The sequence below is a fragment of the Paracoccus endophyticus genome (assembly GCF_003286075.1).
Classification (GTDB): Bacteria; Pseudomonadota; Alphaproteobacteria; order Rhodobacterales; family Rhodobacteraceae; genus Paracoccus; species Paracoccus endophyticus.
On record NZ_QLUV01000001.1, the window covers coordinates 290,818 to 315,831 of the forward strand.

A 25,014-nucleotide genomic window follows, 5' to 3' on the forward strand; every position below is an offset into this window, starting at 1 on the left:
CCTCAGGGCCGGTCGGCAAAGCCGAAGGCCACATAATCGCGCAGATAGGCGGCCTTGGCTGCCTTGCGCAGGCCGGGGTCGTCCAGCACCGCTGGCAGCGGCGCGGGGCGCGGCCCGTCGGCGTCCAGACCGACCGTGCGGGCCAGAAAACCCAGTTCGGCCGTCATCCGGTCCTCGCGCACGACAAGGTCGGGGGCGGCGAAGCGGGCGAACCCCGCCAGCACCTCGGACTGCGTGGCCCAGCCGGGATGCGTGGCCAGCGTGGTCTGGCCCAGCAGGGTGCGGCGCAGGACATCCAGGAACGGCGCGAACAGGGCGGCGCGGGCGGCATCGTCCAGCCCGCCCAGCGCGTCGTCCGGGGGCAGCGGCACCCGGTGGATGTCGCGCAGCGTCTGCCGCAGGTCCGGCGCGCGCGCCGCCAGCACCGCGCCAAAGGCGTCCCAGGCGCGCGGCAGCGGATGGCGCAGCACGGTGAAGGCGCGGTGGCCGGGATGGGCGCGCTTCCACTGGCGCAGGCTGTTCTGGGTCAGATCGCCCGCCGTTGCGCCCAGGCCCGCCAGCCAGTGCCCGACGGCGTCGGTGGGGCCGCCCCGGACCGGCATGAACAGCAGCCCCGCCCCCGCCTCGGCCGTCTGGAACGACGGAACGGCGGGACCGCGGCGCGGCTCGAAGCTGGGGATTCGGTGCAGCTGGAACGGGTCCGCGGCCATCAGCTCGGCCTGCATCTCGGGCAGGTTCGTGACCTTCTCGGCCATCTCGCGCGGGTTCTGGGGCACCTGGTCCTGCGCCGGCTCGACCCGCTCCAGGTCGGTGCGGCCCAGCCAGTGCGCCAGCCCGGTCATCACCGCCGGGTCGCGCAGATCGTCATAGTTCAGCCAGAACGCCGTCTGGCCACGGCGTTGCAGCCCGTGCTGGATGCGGTCCAGGAACCCCTGTGTGGCCGCCAGCGACTGGCGGAAATCCGCGGCGTCGAACTCGACCCGGGCCGGGGTGGGGGTTTCGGACTGGTTCAGCTTCCACTGGTTCGTGGCATAGGCCAGCCGGGTGGACACCCAGCTGTCCACGGGATTGCGGGTCAGCACGATCTTGGCGCAGGTCGGATCGTCCATCACCGGCTCGAACACGCGCGGGTCGTGGTCGTGGAAATAGCGGAAGCCCTTGACCTTGCGGGCCGCGACCATGTGGCGCCACAGCCGCAGCGGGTCGGCGTCGCGGTCGGCCAGCGTCATGCCGTACAGATCGCCCTGGTCGGGCCAGCCGACGAAATAGGGGTTATACGCCTCGCCGAAGCAGGCCAGGTCGTGGGCGTTCAGCGTCGCTTCCAGCAGGTTGGACCCGGTCCGCATGCCGGCGAAGATGACGAAGCTGCGGAATGTCATGGACGCTCTCGCGCGGCCGAACGGGCGCTGCGGCGGGGCGATGCGGTTGCCGCGGTGGCCGGTGTCGGGACTGCGGCCGGGCCGGGCGGCGGGCAGGCCGATCCAGGGGGGCCGGCGGGGATGGCGGCGGGCGGGCACCGGCCGGACGCACCCCCGGGCATCGGCACGGCCGCGGCCTGCGCGTCGCGCGTGCCCGAGGTCACCGCCCGCAGCGTCCGCAGGTCGCCCATGCGGCGCGGCCGCAGCCCGGCGTTGGCCAGCCGCCGCAGCAGCGGCACCACGCCCGCGACGTTGCGCATGGCCGGCAGCGGCAGGCCGGGCGTGCCCTCGACCGCGGTCAGGCCGTGCACCATCTGGCGCAGCGGCACCTGTGGCTGGGCTATGACATCGGCCAGGTTGAAGCGGCTGACCCGCGCCTTGACCCAGACCGAATCCAGCACCGACAGGAACTCGATCTCGGCGCGCTGGATCAGGGCGGCGGCGCGGCGGATGTCGTCGAACGGCATCCCCGAGTTCAGCATCGGCACGATCCAGGCGCCTGTCGCCACATGGATGCGCGCGTTCGGGTCGGTCGCCATGAACCAGTTCAGCGACTGCCTGTCGCGGGGCGAGAACAGGAACCCGATCTCGGTCGGCGAGGACCGGATCAGCGAGGTCAGGAACCCGCGCGGATCAAGGTCGCGGACTGCGGCGCTGTCCGACAGCGCCCCCGGCCCGATCGCCTCGTCCTGAGCGAACTCGACCTGGTCGGGGGCCAGCAGGTGGCGGTGCATGGTCAGCCCGGTCCCGGCCTCCAGCCACTCGGCCAGGCCGGGGAACAGGTCGCCGAAGCCGTAGATGACCGCATAGGGGCGCGCCGTCTTGCCGTTCTCGGCGTCCTTGCGGGGAAACCGGCTCTGCATGTAAAGCCCCGGCCGCCCGCGCAGCCGGCGGTCCGCGGCGCGGTCCAGCAGCGCCTCGAGCCGGTCGGTGTGGGGCTCGTGGTCAGCCACCTCGCCGGGCGAGGCGACCGGGAAATGGTCATACAGCGCCTGCGCGCCGGGCCAGATCTTGCGGGCGACAAAGGCGCGCGACCCCACCAGCAGCGGCAGGTGGTCATCGTAGAACACATAAGGCTTGCCCTGGGTGTCGAACTTGGCCAGCGTCAGCGACCGGCTTTCCACGTCGATGGAATGGCGGCGCACCAGCGTCTGGAAATAGCTTTCGTCAGGCACCCAGACGCGGCGGAAATAACGGTCCCACTCGGGTCGTCGCGGATCGCCCAGGATCGCACGCAGCGTTTCGGCCGTCAGGCACCACCACTGAGAGCCGAGATGCGGCACCAGCCCCCGGGGGATGGGGCGGCTGACCTTGAAGCGGCGCTGCAGCGCGACATAGCGGTCGAACAGCCGGCGCTGGCGGCGATAGGAAAACGGGAACCGCAGGGTAAAGCGTTCCTCGTTCAGCCCGCCCACGGTCCAGCCCACGTCCCGCGCCGTCACGCTTTCGATGAAGTCGCGCCCCTGGTGCCGGGCCAGAAAGCTGCACAGTTCTGACACCGGCCGCAGCGGCAGGCAGGCGCCCGAGACGGCCATGACGTGGGTCAGGTCGGGGTGGTTGTCCAAAAGCAGCCGGGCTGCGTCCAGCGTCGCCTCGACCAGGCTGAAGGTGCCCCATTCGCACGGCCGCCTGCGGGCATAAAGCGCGCCCGTGCCGTCCAGCGCCGCCTGCATCCCGGCCACGGCGCCGGGCGGGGCCTTGGCGTCCACGTGGATGGCGATGCGAGCGCCGCCATCCGTCCACAGCCGCGCCATGCGGGCGGCCAGTTCCAGGTTGTCGTGGCACAGCATGGTCACGCCCAGCCGCACGGGCGCGGGCCGGGCGGAAGGGGGTGCCGTCACAGGCTGAGGCATGATCGTCACACCCAGTTCCCGCGAGAGATCAGCCCCAGATCCTCGAGCTGTCGCCAGTTCTGGAAGCGCTGCGACTGGTGGGTCCAGAAATCGGGGTCGTCCTGCAACCCGCGATGATAGGCGCGGTATTCCTGCCCGTCGGCGTAATGCTGGCCGCGCTGCAGCTCCTCGGCGGACTTGTCCACGAAGGTGGACAGGAACTTGGCGTGCAGCAGGATGCCCGAGGCGCGCTCGCCCCCGTCCTCGTCATAGACCATGTTCAGCGCGCGGGGCAGCAGCATATGGGTCGAACTGACATAGACGAAGGGGCGTTCCCACCGCACCAGCGGGATCTTGTTCAGCGCCGGGGCCTGTTCGGGGCGATCCCCGAAGAACGCCCGCGTCCGCGGCCCGCCCTGGATCCACAGATTGCCGTACAGGCCGTTCTTGCGGATCGTGTAGTTCGCCGGATCGAACCAGGCCGCGATGTCGAAGGGGTTGGCGCCTTGCGGGTAAGGCTCGGCCGTGACCGGGCCGCGCGGATACATGTCCAGCAGCATCGCCGGAAACGACTTGACGGCAGAGCTGTCCAGCCAGTCCGTCAGCGCCCGCAGCGGGCGCGTGTCGCAATGCGGATAGACAAGGAATTCGTCGGGATCGACGGTCAGGCACCAGTGCCCGCTGCCATGGCGAAACAGCAGCCAGGCGATCCAGTCCATTCCAAAGCGCGACGCCTTGTAGCTGTCGGTCGTCATCCACAGCGAGACGTCCGGCTGCGCCGCCAGATACGCGCGGCTGCCGTCGTCGCTGTCGTTGTCCACGAACAGGAAATGGTCGATGCCCAGCCTGCGGTAATAGTCCAGGAAATAGGGCAGGCGCACGCCTTCATTGCGCTGGGTGACAAAGGCCAGGATCGAATCGGGCCCGATCGCGCTGGTGCGGTCGGCCACGGGCGTCAGCCGGCCGCGGCGGCGGATGGCGCGGCCCAGGTACCACTGCCGGCGCGCCCGAAGGCGCAGCTTGCGTCGATAGGACTTCCACCACCTCGGCACGTTCGCGTCCCTTTCGGCCAGTCTTCATGCCCGTGGGGACACGGCACCGATTGCCTGCCAGGCGCGGGCAAAATGATCGTTCCATGTCGGAACCGCAAGGGGGGACAAACGCTGCGGTTGACCCGCCGACATTTCTGCAACCGCCAAGGCCCAGTCCTGCGCATCGTCCGGGGCCAGCCAGCGGGCCGCGTCGCCCAGGATTTCGCGTGCCGCCGGCAGCGGCGACGCAAGGACCGGCACGCCGCGCGCGCCCGCCTCGGTCAGCGGCAGGCCAAAGCCTTCGGCCCGGCTGGGCATCAGCAGCGCATGGGCCCGGTCCAGCAGCGCCGCGACCGCGCCGTCGGGCAGGCCCGACAGCTCGCGCACCGGGCCGCCCCGCGGCAGCGCGTCCAGGCGGGCAAAGGTCGCCTCGTTCCGCCAGCCGCGGCGGCCGACGATGAACAGGCGCGGCATGGCCTCGGGGGGGCAATGCCGGGCCAGCAGGTCCCAGGCGTCCAGCAGCAGCGCGTGGTTCTTGCGCGGCTCGATCGTGCCCAGCGCGACGAAGAACGGGCGCGACAGGTCCAGATCGGGCGGCAGGGCGCCGGGGTCCGGGGCGGCAAGGCTGGTGCCGATGGGGGCCACGGCCAGTGCCGCGCGGTCGGCCAGGCCCAAGCGGGCGCGCCAGCGGGCGATGTCGTCACGCGCCGCGGTCGAGATCGCCAGCACCAGATCGGCCTGCCCGACGCCCGCGGCAAAGCGGTCGCGGAAGGCGCGCGACTGCCCCTGCCGGGTGAATGCGGGATGATCCAGCGGGATCGTGTCGTGGATCAGCACCACGCGCCGCGCCCAGCCCAGGTTCGCCCACAGCGCCGCCGACAGGTTGGCGTGCCCGACGCTCAGATAGACCGGCTGCGCCCGGGGCGGGGGGGCCTGCGCGGCGCGGGGGGCCAAATCGGCCCTGGGGTCTGGGCCGGCCCGGCCCGCCGCCAGCGCCCGCCGCACGGCGCGCCCCAGGCCCCGCCCGGCGGGGCCCCTGCTGGCCAGCGCCATGCGGGCCAGCGCCGTTTCGGCCTGCGCCCGCGCGCCCGTGCGCCCCAGCAGCCGGTCCAGCGCGCCCGCGGGCGGCAGGGCCGCGCCGCCGGTCCAGTCCAGCAGCGCCGCACCCGCCGCGGGCGGCAGCAGCCGCTGGCGGCGCCGGATGCGGGCCAGCAGCAGGTGCGGACGGTCCTGCAGATGCGCCAGCCATGCCGCCTCGACCCGGTCGATCCCGGTCAGCGGCCCCTGCCCCAGGCGCGAGATCAGGCGGGTGACGTCAAGGACGACGGCCGGGTCAGCCGCCATACCCGCCGGTCTGGTGCCAGCGCCAGGCGTCGCCGATCATCGCCGGCAGGGTCGAGCGGTCGGGCCGCCAGCCCAGCACGCGCCCCGCCTTTTCGCTGCCCGAGACCAGCTTGACGGCATCGCCGCCGCGGCGCGGCCCCTCGGTCACCGGCACGGCGCGGTTGGACACGTGGCGGGCGTTGTCGATCACCTCGCGGACCGAGAACCCGTTGCCGGTCCCCAGGCAGAACACCTCGGTCCCCCCGCCCTGCGGGCCACGGCCCGCGCGCAGCCAGTCCAGGCCCAGCACATGCGCGTCCACAAGGTCCATGACATGGACATAGTCGCGCACGCAGGTGCCGTCCTGCGTCGGGTAATCGCTGCCGTGGATGGTCAGCGCCGGCCGCTTTCCGTCGATCGCGTCCAGGATCAGCGGGATCAGGTGCGTCTCGGGCTGGTGGAACTCGCCCACCTGCGCGTCGGGGTCGGCGCCCGCGACGTTGAAGTAGCGGAAGATGACCGAGCGCAGCCCGTCGGACGCGCCGAAGTCGCGCAGCATGTCCTCGATCGCGCGCTTGGAGGCGCCATAGCTGTTCAACGGCTGCTGCGGCGTGTCCTCGTCCAGCACGACGCCGTCGTGGTCGCCATAGGTCGCGCAGGTGGACGAAAAGACGAAATCGCGCACGCCCGCGGCCAGCGTCGCCTCGATCAGGGTCAGGCTGGCGCAGACATTGCCGCGCCAGTACTTGCCGGGCTGCGCCATCGCCTCGCCGACCTGGCTCAGGGCCGCGAAATGCATCACGGCGACGGGGCGGTGCTGCGCGAACACCTGATCCAGCCGCGCGCGGTCCATCAGGTCGCCCGGCTCGAAGGGCCCGAACTTCACCGCCTCGGCCCAGCCGGTGCAGAGGTTGTCATAGGTGACGGGGACATAGCCCGCCGCCGCCAGCGCCTTGCAGGCGTGCGAGCCGATGTAGCCCGCGCCCCCGGTCACCAGAATCCGGTCGGTCATGATTATTCGGCGGCCTTGCTCATCGCCAGCACGTCCTGAAGGTAATCCAGGAACTCGGCCCGCAGCTCTTCGCGCGCCAGGCCAAAGGCGACAGTGGCCTGAAGGAAGCCCGCCTTGGACCCGCAGTCGAATCGCTGCCCGCGGAAGCGCAGGCCATAGACGGCGCGCCCGGCGTCGATCTCGTCGGCGATGGCGTCGGTCAGCTGGATCTCGCCGCCGGCGCCCTGCTTGAGCTTGTTGAGGTTCTCCATCACCGTCGGCGCCAGGATATAGCGGCCGATCACCGCAAGGTTGGACGGCGGGTTCTGCTTGGGCTTTTCCACCAGCCCGCGGACGCGGACGATGGCGCCCATGTCCTCGGCCACGTCCAGCACGCCGTACGAGCTGGTCTTGTCCGTCGGCACCTCCATGGTCGCGACCATGCTGCCGCCGGTCTCGGCATGGGCCTCGATCATCTGCTGCAGGCAGGGCGGCTCGCCCTGGATCACGTCGTCGGTCAGCAGCACGGCGAACGGCTCGTCCGCGACAAGGCGGCGGGCGCACCAGACCGCGTGGCCCAGGCCCATCGCCTTGTGCTGGCGGATATAGGCGATGGCGCCGGATTCCATGTTGGTGTGGCGCAGCAGCTCCAGCAGGTCGTCCTTGCCCGACTTGCGCAGGGTGTTTTCCAGCTCGTGCGCGTGGTCGAAGTAATCCTCCAGCGCGCCCTTGCCGCGCGAGGTCACGAAGATGAACTCCTTGATCCCGGCCGCGCGCGCCTCGTCGATCGCGTACTGGATCAGGGGGCGATCGACGAGGGTCATGATCTCCTTGGGGATCGACTTGGTGGCCGGCAGGAACCTGGTCCCCAGGCCAGCGACTGGGAAAATGGCCTTGGTGACCTTGCGCGTCATGATATGCTCCGACTTGAATGGGGCCGTACGGAAACGCGCCGGCCGCGGCAGCATTATCCACGCCGGGCAGGCGGCTTCAAGCACGCCGGGGATTTCCGCTCAGATGATGCGCGCTTCCTGGGCAAAGTCCAGCCTGCGCGGCACCCCGCGACCAGCGGTCATCGGCCGATCCGGTCGAGGCGCGCGAACTCGCGCGCGGCCCGGCCCGCCAGGCGTCCGGGCATCACGGGGGGATCGCCGCGGCAGGACGGCCCCCACAGCCCGCCGCGCTGTTCCCACCATCCGCCCGGCGTCAGGCCGCTGCGGTGCGGCAGAACCGTGGGGGTCAGCAGCAGCAGCGTCACGATCTGCCCCTCGGCGGCGGCGGCGCGCGCCCGGGCCCGCAAGGCGCGCGCGTGCCAGTGCCAGCCCACAAGGCGCAGGCACGCCCGCGGCCGCCCCGACAGCCGCGCCGACAGCCGCCCGTCCGCCGCCTCGTCCCTGCCCTGCGCGTCGTCCGCGGCGGTTTCCTGCGGCAACGGCCCGACCGGCAGGGGCGGCGCCCCGTCCGCCGCGGCCAGGGCCAGCCCCCGCCGCCAGCCCGCCATCAGCGGCCCGACCGCCAGCGGGTCCAGCCGGCCGGCAATCATGTGACGGACCAGCCGCGCGCGCTGCGCCCGTTCGGCGGGACCGGCCGTGCCGCCGTGTCGCGCGACGAACAGGCCCTGCGACCGGCCCAGCTGCGTCAGGTCGCGGGGCACCGCCTGCGGCCCCCGCGCCGAATCGGCGGCCAGGCCGTGGACGACCTCGGCCTGCGGCACAATGGCGGTCAGCGCCTGCGGCCAGCGCACAGCCATCCGCAGATTCACGTCGCTTTCGTCCAGGTGATAGGGAAAGGCCGGATCGAACCCGCCGATGTCGGCCAGCGCCGCAGCGCGAAACGCGCAGTTGGTGCCGATGGTGCCGACCGGGCCGGTGGCATCCGGGGCCAGCAGCATTGCCCCGTCGTCCCGCGCCGCGACCGGCGCGCCCAGGCCGTCGCGGGACATGCGTTCCGCCCGCAGCTGCCAGGCCAGCCCGTCCGGCCCGCGGGTAAAGCCCGCCGCCGCGATCACGCGGGGATCGGCAAAGGGGGCGGCCAGCGCCGCCAGCCAGCCCGGCTCGGCCACCGCGTCGTCGTCGATGAACGCCACCACCGGGCTGCGCGCCCGCGCCAGCCCCAGGTTGCGCGCCTGCGAGATGTTGGGCCGGTCGAATGCCACGCGGCGGACGGGCAGGTCCGGGCGCTGGCGCAAGCTGGCCGGATCGGCGACCAGCACGATCTCGAAATCGGGATGCGATTGCAGCGACAGCGCCGTCAGGCACAGCGACAGCTGTGCCGGCCGATGCCGCGACACCACGATGACCGAGACGGCAGGGGCAGCGGCGGGGGCCGCCGCGCAGGGCGCGCGGCCGTCGCCGGCCGTCACGCCATGCCCATCTGCCGCATCATCGATTCCAGCCGCGGCACGTCGCTGGGGTTGTTCAGCTCCCAGAACTGGCGGCCGCGCGCCTCGACCTCGACGCACAGCACGCGGCGGCCCTGTTCCAGAAAGCGCAGCTGCTCCAGGCCCTCCAGCCGCTCCAGCGTGCCCTCGGGCCAACCCGGATAGGCGGCCAGCGCGTCCGGGCGATAGGCGTAGACGCCGACATGGTGAAACACCGGGCTGGGCGCGTCGGGCGCCACCGCGTCGGGAACGAAGGGAATCACCTCCTTGGAGAAATACAGCGCCCCGTGGTCGGCCCCGAACACCGCCGTCGTGCCGCCGACCCGGCCGGCGGCGCGGTCGGCCAGCAGGTCGGCGCGCATCGCCCCCGAACAGCGCAGCACCGGGGTCGCCACCTCGGCGCCGGGGGCCGCGCGCAGGCCCGCCACCAGATCCTCGACGAACCAGGCGGGCGTCAGCGGCGCGTCGCCCTGCAGGTTGACGACGATCTCGGGGGGCCGGGGCAGCTGCGCCAGCACCTCGGCGCAGCGTTCGGTGCCGTTGCGGCAGCCGGTCCCGGTCATCGCCACCTCGGCCCCGAAGCCCGCGGCGTGGTCGGCGATGCGGGCGTCGTCGGTCGCGACGATCACGCGGTCCGCGCCCGCGACCGCCATCGCCGCGTCCCAGCTGCGCCGGATCAGGGTCCGCGCCTGCCCGTCCGCGCCGGTCAGCGCCACCAACGGCTTGCCCGGATAGCGCTGCGAGGGATAGCGCGCGGGGATGACGATGACGACCGACACCCCCGGTCAGCCCTGCGGATGCAGCAGCACGCCCGGCGCATAGGCGATGAAGAACGGGTTCTCGAAGCCGGGTTTGCCGTAGGTCAGCGGGCTGTGGTCGTCCAGCCGGACCACCTCTCCGCCCGCGCCGCGCAGGACCGCGTCGCCCGCGGCGGTGTCCCATTCCATGGTCCGCCCGAGCCGGGGATACAGGTCAGCCTCGCCCGTGGCCACAAGGCAGAACTTCAGCGACGATCCCGCGCTGGTCATGTCGCGCACGCCGTATTGGGCGATATAGTCGTCGGTGGCCGCGTCCCGGTGCGACTTGGAGGCCACGACCATCAGCCCCCGGTTGTCGGGGGTGGGGTTCACGCCGATCGGGTGGACCTCGCCCGGCTGGGCGCCGAACGGCCCCCGCTCCTCGACCGAGCGGCCGTCGGCCAGGGTGTAGAACAGCCGGCCCCGCGCCGGGGCATAGACGACCCCGTGCAGGGGCACGCCGTCGCGCACATAGGCGATGTTGACGGTGAAGTCGCCCCGGCGCTGCACGAACTCCTTGGTGCCGTCCAGCGGATCGACGATCAGAAAGGTCGAGAGCGTCTGCCCGTGGGTGTCGGCCTGTTCCTCGGTCACCAAGGGCACGCCGGGGAAGGCGGCGCGCAGCCCGGCCGCGATCAGCGCGTCGGCCGCCTCGTCGGCCTCGGTCACGGGCGAGGCGTCCGATTTCGCCCGCACGTCGAAGTCGGGACCGTCATAGACCTGCATGATCCGGGCCCCGGCCTCCAGCGCCAGTCGCCGCATCTCGGGGACGAGTCGATCGAATTGCATTGGTTTTTCCTCGCGGTTCCGGTCGGGCGCGCCCGCCAGGACGGCAGCGGCGATTGAATCGGGGCGTCAGGGAACTTATGGTGCGGGGCGGCGCGATCGGCAAGCCGGCGGCCGCCCGCCGCCGTCCCCGCCGCCCGCCACGAAGGTGCCCTGCCCCATGTACGCCCCCCAGCGCCGCAACCGCACCCTGGCCGACGCCGCCTTCACCACGCTGGCGCTGATCTATCACCAGGCGGTCCACAACGTCCGCAAGACCCACCGCAGCGCCGTCATGGCGATCGTGATGGCGATCGTGCAGGCGCTGATCATGGTGATGGGCTTTTACGCGATGTTCTGGATCATCGGCGTCAGGCGGTCGCCTCTGCGGGGGGATTTCATGATCTACCTGATGTCGGGGATCTTCCTGTTCATGGCCCATGTGCAGACCACCGGGGCGGTGGCGGGCGCCGGCAGCGCGACGCAGGCGATCATGAAGCACGGGCCGATGAACACCGCCGTCACCATCTGCGGCGAGGCGCTGGGCGTGCTGTACCTCAAGCTGGTGTCGATCCTGACGATCCTGGGATTCTATCACCTGGCCATCACCCCCGTCGAGATCGAGAACTGGCGCGGGGCGCTGGCCATGCTGATCCTGGCCTGGTTCACCGGCGGCTGCATCGGGTTGATCTTCCTGTCGATCCGCACCTGGTGGCCCGAGGCGGGCAAGATCGTCACCCAGATCTTCCAGCGGGTGAACATGATCGCGTCGGGCAAGATGTTCGTGGCCAACGCCATGCCGGGGTTCCTGATCGGGATGTTCGACTGGAACCCGCTGTTTCACATCATCGACCAGGCGCGCGGCTTCATCTTCATCAACTACTCGCCCCACCACACCTCGGTCGCCTATCCGGTCTGGGCGGGTCTGGGCCTGCTGATGATCGGCCTGATGGCCGAGTTCGTGACCCGCAACGCCGCCTCGGTCAGCTGGTCGGCCGGACGCTGAGCCGGACTTCCCCCGCGCTCAGGCGCCCGCCACCCGCAGGGTCAGGTTCACGCGGCCGCCGCCCGGCACCAGATCGCTGCTGCCGGGGCGGATGCGGTCGATGCCGTGGTGGATCAGCCGCGCGTCCCCCGAAAGCGCCAGCACGTCGCCCGACCGCAGCCACAGGCTTTCGGTGCGCCCGCCGCGCGCCACGCCGCCCAGCCTGAACAGCGCCTCGTCGCCCAGGCTGACCGACAGCACCGGCTGGGTCAGGTCGGCCTCGTCCCGGTCCTGGTGCAGACCCATCCGCGCCGCGCCGCGATACAGGTTGACCAGGCAGGAATCCGGCGGCCGCGCCTGCGGCAGCAGCCGCGCCCACAGCGCCAGCAGGGCCGGCGGGATCGGCGGCCAGGGCCGGCCGTCGTCCTGCGCGGGGGCGTAGCGATAGCCGCGCCGGTCGCTGGTCCAGCCCAGCGCGCCCGCCGCGCTCATCCCCACCGACAGGGGTCGGCCCCAGCGGGTGACCGGATGGCGCGGGGGCGCCGCGGCCCAGATCGCCTGCACGTCGCGCATCAGCGCGGCCTGCGACGCCGCATCCAGGCAGCCCGGCCAGACCGTCGCGCCGCGCACCGTCAGCGGGTCCGCCCCGCTCACGGCCTGAGCCCCCCGCCACACGCAATCGCACCCGGCGTCATCATCTGCCCCCCTTGCCCGCGCGCCACGCCGCCGCGCCAAGCCCTAGCCGCGCGGGCGGTGGCTGTCATCCCGCCACGCATGGGCCGACAGGGCGGGACGACGCGGGCCCGGCTTGCCGGAACTTCCCGATCGGCCCGCTTGCACGCCCAAAACCGCACCCTATATACGCTGCGAAGCCGGCCGGGGCTGCCCGGTCATCCACCACCCACGGGATTTGGGCGCGGGGGCCGCGGACGGACCCGCATCCGACCATCGCCGCAAGAAAGGTTTACGCATGGCCAAAGTCATCGGCATCGACCTCGGGACCACGAACAGCTGCGTCGCCATCATGGACGGCAGCCAGCCCCGCGTGATCGAGAACTCGGAAGGGGCGCGCACGACGCCCTCGATCGTCGCCTTCACGGAAAGTGAACGCCTGGTCGGCCAGCCGGCCAAGCGCCAGGCGGTCACCAACCCCGAAAACACCATCTTCGCCGTCAAGCGCCTGATCGGCCGCCGCGTCACCGACGCCGAGGTCGAGAAGGACCGCAACCTCGTCCCCTACAAGATCGTGGACGGCGGCAACGGCGATGCCTGGGTCGAGGTGCGCCGCGAGAAATACTCTCCCGCGCAGATCAGCGCGATGATCCTTCAGAAGATGAAGGAAACCGCCGAAAGCTATCTGGGCGAGACCGTGTCGCAGGCGGTCATCACCGTTCCGGCGTATTTCAACGACGCCCAGCGTCAGGCCACCAAGGACGCGGGCAAGATCGCAGGCCTCGAGGTGCTGCGCATCATCAACGAGCCGACCGCCGCCGCGCTGGCTTACGGCCTGGACAAGAAGGACAGCAAGACGATCGCGGTCTATGACCTCGGCGGCGGCACCTTCGACATCACCATCCTGGAAATCGACGACGGGTTGTTCGAGGTGAAATCGACCAACGGGGACACGTTCCTCGGCGGCGAGGACTTCGACATGCGGATCGTCAACTACCTGGCCGACGAGTTCAAGAAAGAGCATGGCGTCGACCTGACCCGCGACAAGATGGCCCTGCAGCGCCTGAAGGAAGCCGCCGAAAAGGCCAAGATCGAGCTGTCGTCGTCGTCGCAGACCGAGATCAACCAGCCGTTCATCAGCATGGACAAGAACAGCGGCACGCCGCTGCACATGGTCATGAAGCTGACCCGCGCCAAGCTGGAATCGCTGGTGGGCGACCTGATCAAGGCCACGATGAAGCCCTGCCAGGCCGCGCTGAAGGATGCCGGGCTGGCGAAAGGCGACATCGACGAGGTGGTGCTGGTCGGCGGCATGACCCGGATGCCCAAGGTGATCGAGGAAGTCACCAGCTTCTTCGGCAAGGAACCCCACAAGGGCGTCAACCCCGACGAGGTGGTGGCGCTGGGCGCGGCCATCCAGGCGGGCGTGCTGCAGGGCGACGTCAAGGATGTCGTGCTGCTGGACGTGACGCCGCTGTCGCTGGGCATCGAGACGCTGGGCGGCGTGTTCACCCGGCTGATCGACCGCAACACCACGATCCCGACGAAGAAGTCGCAGACCTTCTCGACCGCCGAGGACAACCAGAACGCCGTGACGATCCGGGTCTTCCAGGGCGAGCGCGAGATGGCCGCGGACAACAAGATGCTGGGCCAGTTCAACCTCGAGGACATTCCGCCCGCGCCGCGCGGCATGCCGCAGATCGAGGTGACGTTCGACATCGACGCCAACGGGATCGTGTCGGTCAGCGCCAAGGACAAGGGCACGGGCAAGACCCAGAACATCACCATCCAGGCCTCGGGCGGACTGTCGGACGAGGACATCGAGAAGATGGTGCGCGACGCCGAGGCCAACGCCGAGGCCGACAAGTCGCGGCGCGAGCTGGTCGAGACCCGCAACCAGGCCGAAGGCCTGATCCACTCGACCCGCAAGTCGCTGGACGAGCATGGCGACAAGGTGGACAGCTCGACCGTCGAGGCGATCGAACTGGCCGTGGGCGCGCTGGAGGAAAGCCTCAAGTCCGAGGACGTCGGCAAGATCAAGGGCGGCATCCAGAACCTGACGGACGCCTCGATGCGTCTGGGCGAGGCCATCTACAAGGCCAGCCAGTCGGGGGCGGACGCGGCGGACCGCGACACCGGCGCGCCGCGCGATGTGGACGACGACATCGTGGACGCCGACTTTGAAGACCTGGGCGACAACAAGCGCAAGTAAGTCGCGCCCCTGATGCGACCGGCCCGCGTCCGCGTGGGCCGGTTTTTCTGTGATGGCGCGTGACGCGCCGAACCGGACACCGTGATTCCCATGGCAAAACGCGATTTCTATGATGTTCTGGGGCTGTCGCGCGGGGCGACCGCCGACGAGATCAAGAAGGCCTATCGCGCCAAGGCCAAGGAGCTGCACCCCGACCGCAACAAGGACTGCAAGCACTCCGAGGCCTCGTTCAAGGAGGTGAACGAGGCTTACGAATGCCTCAAGGACCCCCAGCGCAAGGCAGCCTATGACCGCTTCGGCCATGCCGCCTTCGACGGCGGGATGGGGGGACCGGGCGGCTTTGGCCGCCAGCCGCAGGGCGACTTCGGCGCGGCGTTTTCCGACATGTTCGAGGATCTGTTCGGCGAGTTCGTGGGCGCGCGCGCCCATGGCGGCGGACGGGCGCGGGCCACGCGCGGGCAGGACCTGCGCTACAACCTTCGCGTCTCGCTCGAGGATGCCTACAGGGGGCTGGACAAGACGATCTCGGTCCCCGGCTCGCTTGCCTGCAGCGACTGCAACGGCACCGGCGCCGAGGGCGCGGTCGAGCCGACAAGCTGCCCGACCTGTTCCGGCATGGGCAAGGTCCGCGCCAGCCAGGGGTTCTTCACCGTCGAGCGCACCTGTCCGACCTGCAACGGCCAGGGCCAGATCGTCAAGAACCCCTGCAAGTCCTGCCACGGCGCCGGGCGCGTCGAGCAGGAGCGCAGCCTGCAGGTGACGATTCCCGCCGGGGTCGAGACCGGCACCCGGATCAGGCTGGCGGGCGAGGGCGAGGCCGGGATGCGCGGCGGGCCGCCCGGGGACCTCTACATCTTCGTCGAGGTGGCCGAGCACCCCATCTTCATCCGCGACGGCCGGACGCTGGCCTGCCAGGTCCCCGTCGGCATGGCCACCGCCGCCCTGGGCGGAGAGGTCGAGGTGCCGACGATCGACGGCGGCCGGTCGCGCGTCAGGGTGCCGCCCGGCAGCCAGACCGGCCGGCAGATGCGGCTGCGCGGCAAGGGCATGCCCCCCCTGCGCCACGGGGCCGGCCTGACCGGAGAGCCGGGCGACATGCTGATCGAGCTGACCGTCGAGACGCCGGTGAACCTGACCGCCCGCCAGCGCGAGCTGCTGCGCGAGTTCGAGGCGATCGAGGCCGACAACAACCCGCAGACCGACAGCTTCTTTACCAAGATCAAGAGCTTCTGGGACGGCTTGGGCGGCTGAACGGTGCCGCGGGCGCCGGGCTGGGCGCGCAGGCGCCCCCCCCCCCGCGGCCTGATCGCGCCGGCCGGGCGTTAACGCCTGCTTAACCCGGCCGTGCCACGCTGGCCCCATGTCCGGGAATCACGCCTTTCACGAAGCCTCGCCCTCGCTCTTCGGTTTCGCGCCGGCCGAGGACGACGTGGTCGAGGCGCCGGCCGCGGCCCATCCGTCGCGGGCGGGCCGGGCCCCCAGCTATATGGCCGACCACCGGGCGCGCCTGCGCGAGCGGTTCCTGCAGGGCGGCGCTGCGGCGATGCCGGATTACGAGCTGCTGGAACTGGTGCTGTTCCGGGCCGTCCCGCGCCAGGACATGAAGCCGCTTGCCCGTCGCCTGCTGGACCGCTTCGGCGATTTCAACCGGGTGCTGTCGGCCGAACCGGCCCGGCTGTTGCAGGTGGAGGGCGTGGGCCAGGCCGTCGTGACCGAGCTGAAGATCGTCGAGGCGGCCGCCCAGCGGCTGGCGCGGTCGCGGGTCATCAACCGCCCCGTGCTGACCAGCTGGGACGCGCTGGTCGATTATTGCCACACGGCGATGGCCCATGCCGCGATCGAACAGGTCCGGGTGCTGTATCTGGACCGCAAGAACGTCCTGGTCGCGGACGAGGAACAGGCCCGCGGCACCGTCGATCACGTCCCCGTCTATCCGCGCGAGATCGTCCGCCGCGCGCTGGAACTGAACGCCAGCGCGCTGATCCTGGTCCACAACCACCCGTCGGGCGACCCGACGCCCAGCCCCGCCGACATCGCCATGACGGCGCAGATCGTGGCCGCCGCGGGCACCATGGGCATCGTCGTCCACGACCACCTGATCATCGGCAAAAGCCGCGACCTGAGCTTTCGGTCGCAGGGCCTGCTGTAGGCGCGCGGTTCCCGTGCGGGCGGCGCCCGCTCAGCCCTCGCCTTTGCCGCGGCGGTCTGCCACGCTGAACCAGCCGCAGGGGATGCCATGACCGACCTGATCGCCGCCCTCGACCTGCGCTGCCCGGTGTTCCAGGCCCCGATGGCAGGAACCTCGACCCCCGCCCTGGCCGCGGCGGTGTCGAACGCGGGCGGGCTGGGGAACCTGGGGCTGGGGGCGATGACCGCCGCGCAGGCGGCGCAGGCGATGGCCGACACCGCCGCGCTGACCGACCGCGCGTGGGGCGTCAACCTGTTCTGCCACCGCCCCCCTGTCCGCGATTCGGCGCGCGAAGCGGCGTGGCTGGACCGCCTCGCCCCCCATTTCGCGCGATTCGGCGCGCGGCCCCCCGCCACGCTGCGCGAGATCTACGTCAGCTTTCCGCAGGACGACGCCATGCTGGCGGCGGTGGTCGCGGCGCGTCCCCGGCTGGTCAGCGTTCACTTCGGCCTGCCGCGCCCCGACCAGATCGCGGCGCTGCGCGCGACCGGCGCGGTGCTGGCCGCGACCGCCACCAGCCCGGCCGAGGCGCGGGCGATTGCGGACGCAGGCCTGGACGCCATCGTGGCCCAGGGCTGGCAGGCGGGCGGGCATCGCGGCATCTTCGACCCCGACGAGGCCGAGGAGGCCGACGAGCGGCTGGACACGCTGGAGCTGGTGGCGCGACTGGTCCCGCTGGGGTTGCCGGTGATCGCGGCGGGCGGGATCATGCAGGCGTCGGACAGCCGCGCGGCGCTGGCCGCGGGCGCGGTTGCGGTGCAATGCGGCACGGCCTTTCTGCGTGCGCCCGAGGCGGCGACCCCGCAGGCCCACCGCGACGCGCTGGCGGCGGGCAAGACGGTAATGACCGCCGCGATTTCGGGCCGGCCGGCGCGCTGCTGCGTCAACGACTTCACCCGGATCGGCGGGCGTGGGGCGGGGTATCCGATGACCTATGACGCCGGCAAGGCGCTGAACGCGGCGGCGCTGGCCGCGGGCCACGGCGGATACGGCCCGCACTGGGCGGGCACCGGCGCGGCCCAGGCGGTGGCGCGGCCCGCGGCCGAAACGCTGGCGGCCCTGCGCCCCTAGGGCCGGACAGGCCGTGCGTTCGCGGGCGCACCCGGTCGGCCCTGACAGGGCGGCAGCCGGACCCGCCTGTGCTTGCGCGTTCGCGGGCGCACCCCGTTGCGTAGCCCTGCCCCGCCGCGCGCTCGCGGGCGCATCCTGCGCCGGGATGACCTGCGCCCCTGCCCCGTTGCGTCCCTGCCGCCCCGCGCCCCTCAGCGCGCGACGAACTCGTCCACGCCATAGCCCTGCAGATACAGCAACGCCGTCAGGTCGCCGTGGTTGATGCGGATCGGGGCTTGCGCCGCGACCACGGGCTTGGCGTGCAGCGCGACGCCCGCGCCCGCGCGTTGCAGCATGCCCAGGTCGTTCGCCCCGTCGCCCACCGCCAGCACGTCGTCCGGAGTCAGGCCGCGCCGGGCGACGATGGCGTCCAGCGCCTCGACCTTGGCCTCGCGCCCCAGGATGGGCAGCGCGACCCGGCCGGTCAGCCGGCCCCGGTCGTCCGACAGCAGCACGTTGGCGCGCTGCTCGTCAAAGCCCAGCCGCTCGGCGACCGGCCCGGTGAAATCGGTGAACCCGCCCGAGACCAGCGCCGTCCACGCGCCCTGCGCCTTCATCGTGGCGACCAGCGTGCGCCCGCCGCGGGCCAGGGTGATGCGGCTGTCCAGCACCTCGGCCACCACCGAATCGGGAAGCCCCTGCAGCAGGGCGACGCGCTCGACCAGCGCCTCGTGAAAGTTCAGCTCGCCGTTCATGGCCCGCGCCGTGATCGCGGCGACGCGTGGCCCGAACCCGGCGACGTCGGCCAGTTCGTCGATGCATTCCTGGTCGATCATGGTCGAATCCATGTCGGCCAGCAGCACCGCCTTGCGCCGGTTCGCGGTCGGCTGGAGGACCAGGTCAAGACCGCGGGCGTCCATCTCGGCCCAGACCGCCCCCAGGTCGGCGGGACGTTCGGCCACGGGGAATTCCGCCGCGATGCCGGGGTCCAGCCACAGCGCCCGGCCACCGTCCCAGCGGCGCTGCAGGGCGGTCACGGTGTCGTCGTCCAGATCGGCGCGCTCGGGCGCGGCAAGGATGCTGACGGTGTACATGGCCCCCCCGAGAAGATGTCGCCGCCCGCTTACGGGCAAACGCGCCGTGCCGCCAGCCGTGCGGCGCGTCCGCATCCCGTCGCGCGCGCAATTTCGCACTTGCGGCGAATCACGCGCGGCATTACCCCCGCGGGTGGGACACACCGCCCCAACGCGGTGCTTTTTAGCTGGAAGGCTAACCATGCTCGATTCGACCACACCGGCAACGCGGCCGGCAAACCCGCGTTTTTCCTCGGGCCCCTGCGCCAAGATCCCCCATTTCACGCTGGACATGCTGGCCGACGCGCCCCTCGGGCGGTCGCATCGCGCCGCGATCGGCAAATCCAAGCTGGCCCGCGCCATCGACCTGACGCGCGATGTGCTGGGGGTTCCCGCCGATTACCGCATCGGCATCGTGCCCGGATCGGACACCGGCGCGGTCGAGATGGCGATGTGGACGATGCTGGGCGAACGCCCGGTCGAGATGCTGGCCTGGGAAAGCTTTGGCGAGGGCTGGGTCACGGACGCCGTCAAGCAGCTGAAGCTGGACGCCACCGTTCGCCGCGCCGACTATGGCCGGATCGTCGATCTCGCGCAGGTGGATTTCGACCGCGACGTCGTCTTCACCTGGAACGGCACCACCAGCGGCGTCTGCCTGCCGAACGGCGACGCGATTCCCGCCGACCGCGCCGGGCTGACGATCTGCGACGCGACCAGCGCCGCCTTTGCCATGGACCTGCCGTGGGACAAGCTGGATGTGGTGACCTTCAGCTGGCAGAAGGTGCTGGGCGGCGAGGGCGCGCACGGTGTCCTGATCCTGTCGCCGCGCGCGGTTGCCCGGCTGGAAAGCTATGTTCCCGACCGCCCGCTACCCAAGATCTTTCGCCTGACCAAGGGCGGCAAGCTGATCGAGGGCATCTTCACCGGCGAGACGATCAACACGCCCTCGATGCTGTGCGTCGAGGATTACATCGTGGCCCTGGAATGGGCGCAGTCGGTCGGCGGACTGGACGGGCTGATCACGCGGTCGCAGGCCAATGCGCGCGTCGTGGCCGAGTTCGTGAACGGGCGCGACTGGATCGAGAACCTGGCAGCGGACCCCGCGACGGCCTCGACCACCTCGGTCTGCCTGCGCTTTACCGATCCGCGCATCCGCGACGCCGCGGCGTTTGCCAAGGCCGTCGCCAAGCGGCTGGAGAAGGAAGGCGTGGCCCTTGATATCGGCGCCTATCGCGACGCCCCGCCGGGCCTGCGGATCTGGTGCGGATCGACGGTCGAAACGGCCGACGTGGCCGCGCTGATGCCGTGGATCGACTGGGCGTTCCAGCAGGAACTGGCCGCGCAGGCCTGACGCTGCCGGGGGCGCTGCCCCCGGACCCCCGGGATATTTCCACAAGAAAGAACAGGGCAGACGAGCGCGTGGCGCCCTGCCGTTCACAGGAGCATGACAATGGCACCCAAGGTTCTGGTTTCCGACGCGCTGAGCGAAACCGCCGTCCAGATCTTCCGCGACCGCGGGGTCGAGGTGGACTACATGCCCGACCTGGGCAAGGACAAGGACAGGCTGGCCGAGATCATCGGCAACTATGACGGGCTGGCGATCCGGTCCGCGACCAAGGTCACCGAAAAGCTGCTGGAGCGGGCGACGCGTCTCAAGGTCATCGGCCGCGCGGGCATCGGCGTGGACAACGTGGACATCCCGGCCGCGTCGAAAAAGGGCGTGATCGTGATGAACACGCCCTTCGGCAACAGCGTCACCACCGCCGAGCACGCGATCGCGCTGATGTTCGCGGTGGCGCGGCAACTGCCCGAGGCGTCCTTCAGCACCCATGCCGGCAAATGGGAAAAGAACCGCTTCATGGGGGTCGAGCTGTTCAACAAGACCCTGGGCCTGATCGGGGCGGGCAACATCGGGTCCATCGTGGCCAACCGCGCGCTGGGGCTGCACATGAAGGTCGTGGCCTATGACCCTTTCCTCTCCGAGGACCGCGCCCGCGAGATCGGCGTCACCAAGGTCGAGCTGGACGAGTTGCTGCGGCGCGCCGACTTCATCAGCCTGCACGTGCCGCTGACCGACAAGACCCGCAACATCCTGTCGGCCGAAAACCTGGCCAAGACCAAGCCCGGCGTCCGCATCGTCAACGCCGCCCGCGGCGGCCTGATCGACGAGGCCGCGCTGGCCGAGATGCTGAGGTCGGGCCATGTCGCCGGCGCGGCGCTGGACGTGTTCGCCGAGGAGCCCGCCACGAACAGCCCGCTGTTCAACCTGCCCAATGTCGTGGTGACGCCGCACCTGGGCGCCTCGACCAGCGAGGCGCAGGAGAACGTCGCCCTGCAGGTGGCCGAGCAGATGTCGGATTACCTGCTGACCGGGGCGGTCCAGAACGCCCTGAACATGCCCAGCGTGACCGCCGAAGAGGCCGCGATCATGGGCCCCTGGATCAAGCTGGCCGGCCATTTGGGCAGCTTTGTCGGGCAGATGACCGACGAGCCGATCAAGGCCGTAAACATCCTGTACGACGGCGTCGCGTCCACCATGAACCTGAACGCGCTGAACGCCGCGGTCATCGCGGGCGTGATGAAGGCCGCGAACCCCGATGTGAACATGGTGTCCGCCCCGGTGATCGCCAAGGAACGCGGCATCCACATCGCCACCACCACCCAGGACAAGTCCGGCGTCTACGACGGCTATATCAAGGTCACGATGGTGACGGGCGACCGCGAGCGGTCCATCGCCGGCACGGTCTTCAGCGACGGCAAGCCGCGCTTCATCCAGATCCGCGGCATCAACGTCGATGCCGAGATCGGCGAGCACATGATGTACACCCGCAACCGCGACGTGCCGGGCGTCATCGGCACGCTCGGGATGACGCTGGGGGGCCTGGGCGTGAACATGGCGAACTTTACCCTGGGGCGGGCGGCCAACGGCGGCGACGCCATCGCCATCACCTATCTGGACGAGCCGCTGCGCGACGACGTGCGCGCGGCGCTGCTGGCCACGGGCAAGTTCGAGCAGGTGCGGCCGCTGCGCTTTCAACTGTAAACACTGGACAATCACAAAACCCCCGGCCCACTCTGCCGGGGGTTCGGGCACGGGGGAACGCCATGCGGATCTATGCCATCGGCGATATCCACGGCCAGCTTGACCTGCTGCGGCAAGCCCATCGGCGCATCGCCGACGACGGCGGCGAGGATGCGACGATCATCCATGTCGGCGACCTGATCGACCGCGGCCCGCAATCCTGCGGCGTCGTCGACCACCTGATCGAGGGGCAGGTTCGCGGCCGCGACTGGGTGGTTCTCAAGGGCAACCACGACCGCATGCTGCCCGCCTTCCTGCGCGATCCCGACTGGGTCGATCCGGGCATCAGGTCGGGCCGGCCCTGGATTGCCCATGACAACATGGGCGCAGCCGCGACCCTTGCGTCCTATGGAATCGCCGACGCGGGCCAGCGCGAAGTCGCCGCCGTTCACGCCGAGGCGCTGGCCCGCGTTCCTGCGCATCATGCGCGCTGGCTGGACGCGCTGCCGGCCTGGCACCTGACACCGCGGGCGCTGTTCGTCCATGCCGGGCTGCGCCCCGGCGTCGACCTGCGCGACCAGGTCGAGGACGACCTTCTGTGGATCCGCCAGCCCTTCGTCGAGGACCACCGCGACCATGGCGTGCTGGTCGTGCATGGCCACACGCCGGTCCGGCGGCCCACGCACTATGGCAACCGCCTGAACCTGGACACCGGCGCGGCCTATGGCGGGCCGCTGAGCGCCGTGCGGCTGGACGCGGACGGGATCTGGTGGCTCAGCGACGCGGGTCCCCGGCCGGTCGTCCCGGGTGCGGACGACAGGGCCGATGGCGGGGAAATGTGACTCAAGGTTGAGTGATCCTGCGCGCCCGACGTGGACGCGCGTAGACTTTCGACAACGATTGGCCTATCTACCTCAGCCATCACGAATGCAGGGCGCGCAAGATGCGACAGGCGAAATACAACATCGGGCAGGTGGTCCGCCACCGGCAGCATCCCTTTCGCGGCGTGATCTTCGACGTGGATGCCGTCTTTTCCAACACCGAGGAATGGTATCAGTCCATCCCCGAGGACTGCCGCCCGTCCAAGGACCAGCCCTATTACCACCTGTATGCCGAAACCGAGGCGACCTATTACGTCGCCTATGTCTCGGAACAGAACCTGGTCGCCGACCCCTCGGGCGAGCCGCTGGAGCATCCCCAGCTGATCGGCCTGTTCGGCGAATTCGACGACGGCCGCTATACGTTGCAGCACGGGCTGAACTGACGGCGCGCCACCGCGCGCCGCACGTCCCCGCGCCATGTCCCGCACACCCCCGACCCTGCGCGTTCGTCGCGGCCCGGCCCTATCGTGCTGACCGCCGAGGTCGTGGCGCTGCTGGTGGCAGCCGCGGGCGTGGCGGGGTTCGTCGATTCCATCGCCGGCGGCGGCGGGCTGATCACCGTGCCCGCGCTGATGCTGGCGGGCCTGCCGCCCGACCAGGCGCTGGCCACCAACAAGGTGCAGGGCAGCTTCGGCGCGGCCACCGCCGCCGCCAGCTATGCCCGCAGCGGGCTGGTCGACCTGCGCGCGCAACTGCCGACCGCCGCGCTGGCGTTCGGCGCCCGCGTCGCGGGCGCGGCGCTGGTCACGGCCATCCCGACCGGGGCGCTGCGCGTGATCCTGCCCGTGGTGCTGATCGCCGTCGCGCTGTTCTTCGCGCTCAAGCCCGGGCTGGACGACACCGACCGCGCGGCCCGGCTGACGCGCGGCGCGTTTGCGCTGACGGCGGTGCCGGTCGTGGGCTTTTACGACGGGCTGATCGGGCCGGGGGCGGGGGCGTTCTACATGCTGTCGTTCGTGATGCTGGCGGGCTTTGGCGTGCTGCGGGCCACGGCGCACACCAAGCTGTTGAACTGTGCGTCCAACCTGGGCGGGCTTGCGGCCTTTGCGCTGACCGGGCAGCCGCTGTGGCTGGTCGGCCTGGCGATGGGCGCGGCGCAGATGGCCGGGGCCTGGGCGGGATCGCGCGTGGCGATGCGGATCGGCGCGCGGGTGATCAAGCCGCTGCTGGTCGTCACATCGACCGCGCTGGCGCTGCGCCTGTTGTGGCAGATGGCCTGAAGGGGCGGCGCCCCGCCTGCCAGCGGGACGCCGAATCGTCGGGGAACGGCAGCGGCGGCCGGGGTCGCGCGCTGGAACAAGACTGGCATGGCAAGGTGACAGCGCCGTGACGCGGCGCGGGCGCCGGACGGCGTGGGCCGGACGGGGGGGACCGGACGGGGGCGGGCCTTCAGGCCGCGAACCCCGGGGCCTGCCGCAGCTCCGCGACCGCGGTGCCGCGCCAGTTCCGCAGCGGCCCGGTCAGGCACTGCGCGACCACCGGATGATCGGCCGCCAGCAGCCCCAGGCGGACCAGCAGCGCGGTGATCGCGGCCTCGGACCCGCGGGTGCCGCCGTCGGCGACCTTCAGCGCGATGCCCAGGCCCCGGTCGGGGGCGATCGCGACGAACACCGCCTCGGCCCCGGTCTTGACGGCGACCCGCCCGCCCATCGCGCGCATCAGGGCAGTGCAGGCGCGCCCTTCGCCCGCGACCAGTTCGGGGTGCGCGACCATCGCCTGCACCAGCCGGGTCATCGCCTGCCCGCGCAGGCCGGTCCCGGGATTGGCGAACGCGGCCATCGCGCGGGCCAGCCCGGCGACCGTGGTGGCAAAGTTCGGGGCCGAGCAGCCGTCGATGCCGTAGCCCGCGACGGGCGCGCCGGTCACAGCCTCGGTCGCGTCCAGGACGGCCTGCTGCACGGGATGGTCGATCTCGTGATACTCGGGGCCCGCGCCCAGGTGCCGGGCCAGCGTCAGGAACCCCGCGTGCTTGCCCGAACAGTTGTTGTGCAGCTGGCACGGCGCGGTGTCCGAGCAGGTCAGCCGCTTCGCCTCAAGCCGGTCGTTGGGCATGTGGACGCCGCAGCGCAGGTCCGGCTCGGCCAGGCCCAGCGCCGCCAGCCAGCCGCCCACGCGCGCGACATGATCGGCCGCCCCCTGGTGGCTGGCGCAGGCCAGCGCCAGATGCGCGGGCGTCAGCCGCGCGGCATCGGCCGCGCCGCTTTCCACCAGCGGCAGGGCCTGGATCATCTTGCACGACGAGCGCGGGAAGATCACCGCATCGGGGTCGCCCCAGGCCTGCACGACGCCCGCACTGTCGCAGATCACGACATGGCCGCGATGCACGCTTTCCAGCAGGCCGCCCCGCCACAGCTCGATCAGATCCGCCGCCGCCATCCGGTTTTCCTTTGACAT

22 protein-coding genes are annotated in these 25,014 nt (G+C 71.1%); 10 read left to right on the top strand and 12 right to left on the bottom strand.

Annotation, left to right across the window (positions count from 1 at the left end; translation table 11 throughout):
* Positions 1 to 2: 2 nt before the first annotated feature.
* From DPQ23_RS01415 to cysQ, 9 genes are all read right to left on the bottom strand, one after another.
* The gene (locus DPQ23_RS01415; RefSeq protein WP_112873302.1) at positions 3 to 1,379 is read right to left on the bottom strand and encodes a hypothetical protein; all 1,377 of its coding nucleotides are present in this window, start codon (positions 1,377 to 1,379) and stop codon (positions 3 to 5) included.
* Positions 1,376 to 3,271 carry a DUF5927 domain-containing protein gene (locus DPQ23_RS01420; RefSeq protein WP_112873303.1) on the bottom strand — a complete coding sequence of 632 codons (1,896 nt, stop codon included), beginning with the start codon at positions 3,269 to 3,271 and terminating at the stop codon, positions 1,376 to 1,378. Before DPQ23_RS01420 ends, DPQ23_RS01415 begins: the two co-directional genes overlap by 4 nt.
* 5 nt (positions 3,272 to 3,276) lie before the next feature.
* On the bottom strand, positions 3,277 to 4,302 hold the full coding sequence (locus DPQ23_RS01425) for a glycosyltransferase family 2 protein (protein ID WP_112872878.1): 1,026 nt from the start codon (positions 4,300 to 4,302) through the stop codon (positions 3,277 to 3,279).
* A gap of 24 nt (positions 4,303 to 4,326) precedes the next feature.
* Positions 4,327 to 5,625, bottom strand: a complete 1,299-nt coding sequence (locus DPQ23_RS01430) for a glycosyltransferase family 4 protein (protein WP_112872879.1) — start codon at positions 5,623 to 5,625, stop codon at positions 4,327 to 4,329.
* Entirely contained in the window at positions 5,615 to 6,616 is a 1,002-nt protein-coding gene (gene galE / locus DPQ23_RS01435; RefSeq protein ID WP_112872880.1) for a UDP-glucose 4-epimerase GalE, read from the bottom strand. The genes DPQ23_RS01430 and galE overlap by 11 nt, the downstream gene beginning before the upstream one ends.
* Positions 6,617 to 6,618: 2 nt before the next feature.
* Positions 6,619 to 7,509, bottom strand: a complete 891-nt coding sequence (locus DPQ23_RS01440; RefSeq protein WP_162630602.1) for a UTP--glucose-1-phosphate uridylyltransferase — start codon at positions 7,507 to 7,509, stop codon at positions 6,619 to 6,621.
* Between the two features lie 158 nt (positions 7,510 to 7,667).
* Entirely contained in the window at positions 7,668 to 8,957 is a 1,290-nt protein-coding gene (locus DPQ23_RS01445; RefSeq protein WP_112872881.1) for a glycosyltransferase family 2 protein, read from the bottom strand.
* Positions 8,954 to 9,754 carry a 3-deoxy-manno-octulosonate cytidylyltransferase gene (locus tag DPQ23_RS01450; RefSeq protein ID WP_112872882.1) on the bottom strand — a complete coding sequence of 267 codons (801 nt, stop codon included), beginning with the start codon at positions 9,752 to 9,754 and terminating at the stop codon, positions 8,954 to 8,956. The genes DPQ23_RS01445 and DPQ23_RS01450 overlap by 4 nt, the downstream gene beginning before the upstream one ends.
* 6 nt (positions 9,755 to 9,760) lie before the next feature.
* On the bottom strand, positions 9,761 to 10,561 hold the full coding sequence (gene cysQ, locus DPQ23_RS01455) for a 3'(2'),5'-bisphosphate nucleotidase CysQ (protein WP_162630603.1): 801 nt from the start codon (positions 10,559 to 10,561) through the stop codon (positions 9,761 to 9,763).
* A gap of 157 nt (positions 10,562 to 10,718) precedes the next feature.
* Here cysQ and DPQ23_RS01460 point away from each other — a divergent pair, with 157 nt between their 5' ends.
* Entirely contained in the window at positions 10,719 to 11,543 is an 825-nt protein-coding gene (locus DPQ23_RS01460) for an ABC transporter permease (protein WP_112872883.1), read from the top strand.
* A gap of 18 nt (positions 11,544 to 11,561) precedes the next feature.
* On the opposite strand, the gene DPQ23_RS01465 is transcribed toward DPQ23_RS01460, so the two are convergent.
* Complete coding sequence (locus tag DPQ23_RS01465) at positions 11,562 to 12,176, bottom strand: alpha-ketoglutarate-dependent dioxygenase AlkB family protein (RefSeq protein WP_240602294.1); 615 nt, start codon at positions 12,174 to 12,176, stop codon at positions 11,562 to 11,564.
* A gap of 316 nt (positions 12,177 to 12,492) precedes the next feature.
* Here DPQ23_RS01465 and dnaK point away from each other — a divergent pair, with 316 nt between their 5' ends.
* The 4 genes from dnaK (at position 12,493) to DPQ23_RS01485 (ending at position 17,665) form a co-directional block, all read left to right on the top strand.
* Positions 12,493 to 14,406 carry a molecular chaperone DnaK gene (gene dnaK / locus DPQ23_RS01470; protein ID WP_112872884.1) on the top strand — a complete coding sequence of 638 codons (1,914 nt, stop codon included), beginning with the start codon at positions 12,493 to 12,495 and terminating at the stop codon, positions 14,404 to 14,406.
* 90 nt (positions 14,407 to 14,496) lie between these two features.
* Entirely contained in the window at positions 14,497 to 15,657 is a 1,161-nt protein-coding gene (dnaJ, locus tag DPQ23_RS01475; RefSeq protein ID WP_112872885.1) for a molecular chaperone DnaJ, read from the top strand.
* Positions 15,658 to 15,766: 109 nt separating this feature from the next.
* Positions 15,767 to 16,555 carry a RadC family protein gene (radC, locus tag DPQ23_RS01480; RefSeq protein ID WP_112872886.1) on the top strand — a complete coding sequence of 263 codons (789 nt, stop codon included), beginning with the start codon at positions 15,767 to 15,769 and terminating at the stop codon, positions 16,553 to 16,555.
* A gap of 87 nt (positions 16,556 to 16,642) precedes the next feature.
* Positions 16,643 to 17,665, top strand: coding sequence for an NAD(P)H-dependent flavin oxidoreductase (locus DPQ23_RS01485; protein ID WP_112872887.1), 1,023 nt, complete (start codon positions 16,643 to 16,645; stop codon positions 17,663 to 17,665).
* A gap of 191 nt (positions 17,666 to 17,856) precedes the next feature.
* Here the strand turns inward: DPQ23_RS01485 and serB are convergent, their stop codons facing one another.
* Positions 17,857 to 18,738, bottom strand: coding sequence for a phosphoserine phosphatase SerB (gene serB / locus DPQ23_RS01490; RefSeq protein WP_112872888.1), 882 nt, complete (start codon positions 18,736 to 18,738; stop codon positions 17,857 to 17,859).
* A 181-nt stretch (positions 18,739 to 18,919) separates the two neighbouring features.
* On the opposite strand from serB, the gene DPQ23_RS01495 reads away from it, so the two are divergent.
* The 5 genes from DPQ23_RS01495 (at position 18,920) to DPQ23_RS01515 (ending at position 23,840) form a co-directional block, all read left to right on the top strand.
* A complete protein-coding gene (locus DPQ23_RS01495) occupies positions 18,920 to 20,068 on the top strand; it encodes a phosphoserine transaminase (RefSeq protein WP_112872889.1) in 1,149 nt (382 codons plus the stop codon).
* 99 nt (positions 20,069 to 20,167) lie between these two features.
* Complete coding sequence (gene serA, locus DPQ23_RS01500) at positions 20,168 to 21,760, top strand: phosphoglycerate dehydrogenase (RefSeq protein ID WP_112872890.1); 1,593 nt, start codon at positions 20,168 to 20,170, stop codon at positions 21,758 to 21,760.
* A gap of 62 nt (positions 21,761 to 21,822) precedes the next feature.
* Complete coding sequence (locus tag DPQ23_RS01505; RefSeq protein WP_112872891.1) at positions 21,823 to 22,581, top strand: metallophosphoesterase family protein; 759 nt, start codon at positions 21,823 to 21,825, stop codon at positions 22,579 to 22,581.
* Between the two features lie 101 nt (positions 22,582 to 22,682).
* The gene (gene hspQ, locus DPQ23_RS01510) at positions 22,683 to 23,003 is read left to right on the top strand and encodes a heat shock protein HspQ (RefSeq protein WP_112872892.1); all 321 of its coding nucleotides are present in this window, start codon (positions 22,683 to 22,685) and stop codon (positions 23,001 to 23,003) included.
* A gap of 84 nt (positions 23,004 to 23,087) precedes the next feature.
* Positions 23,088 to 23,840 carry a TSUP family transporter gene (locus DPQ23_RS01515; RefSeq protein ID WP_420818560.1) on the top strand — a complete coding sequence of 251 codons (753 nt, stop codon included), beginning with the start codon at positions 23,088 to 23,090 and terminating at the stop codon, positions 23,838 to 23,840.
* A 169-nt stretch (positions 23,841 to 24,009) separates the two neighbouring features.
* Here the strand turns inward: DPQ23_RS01515 and DPQ23_RS01520 are convergent, their stop codons facing one another.
* Positions 24,010 to 24,996 carry an asparaginase gene (locus tag DPQ23_RS01520; protein ID WP_112872894.1) on the bottom strand — a complete coding sequence of 329 codons (987 nt, stop codon included), beginning with the start codon at positions 24,994 to 24,996 and terminating at the stop codon, positions 24,010 to 24,012.
* Positions 24,997 to 25,014 lie beyond the last annotated feature (18 nt).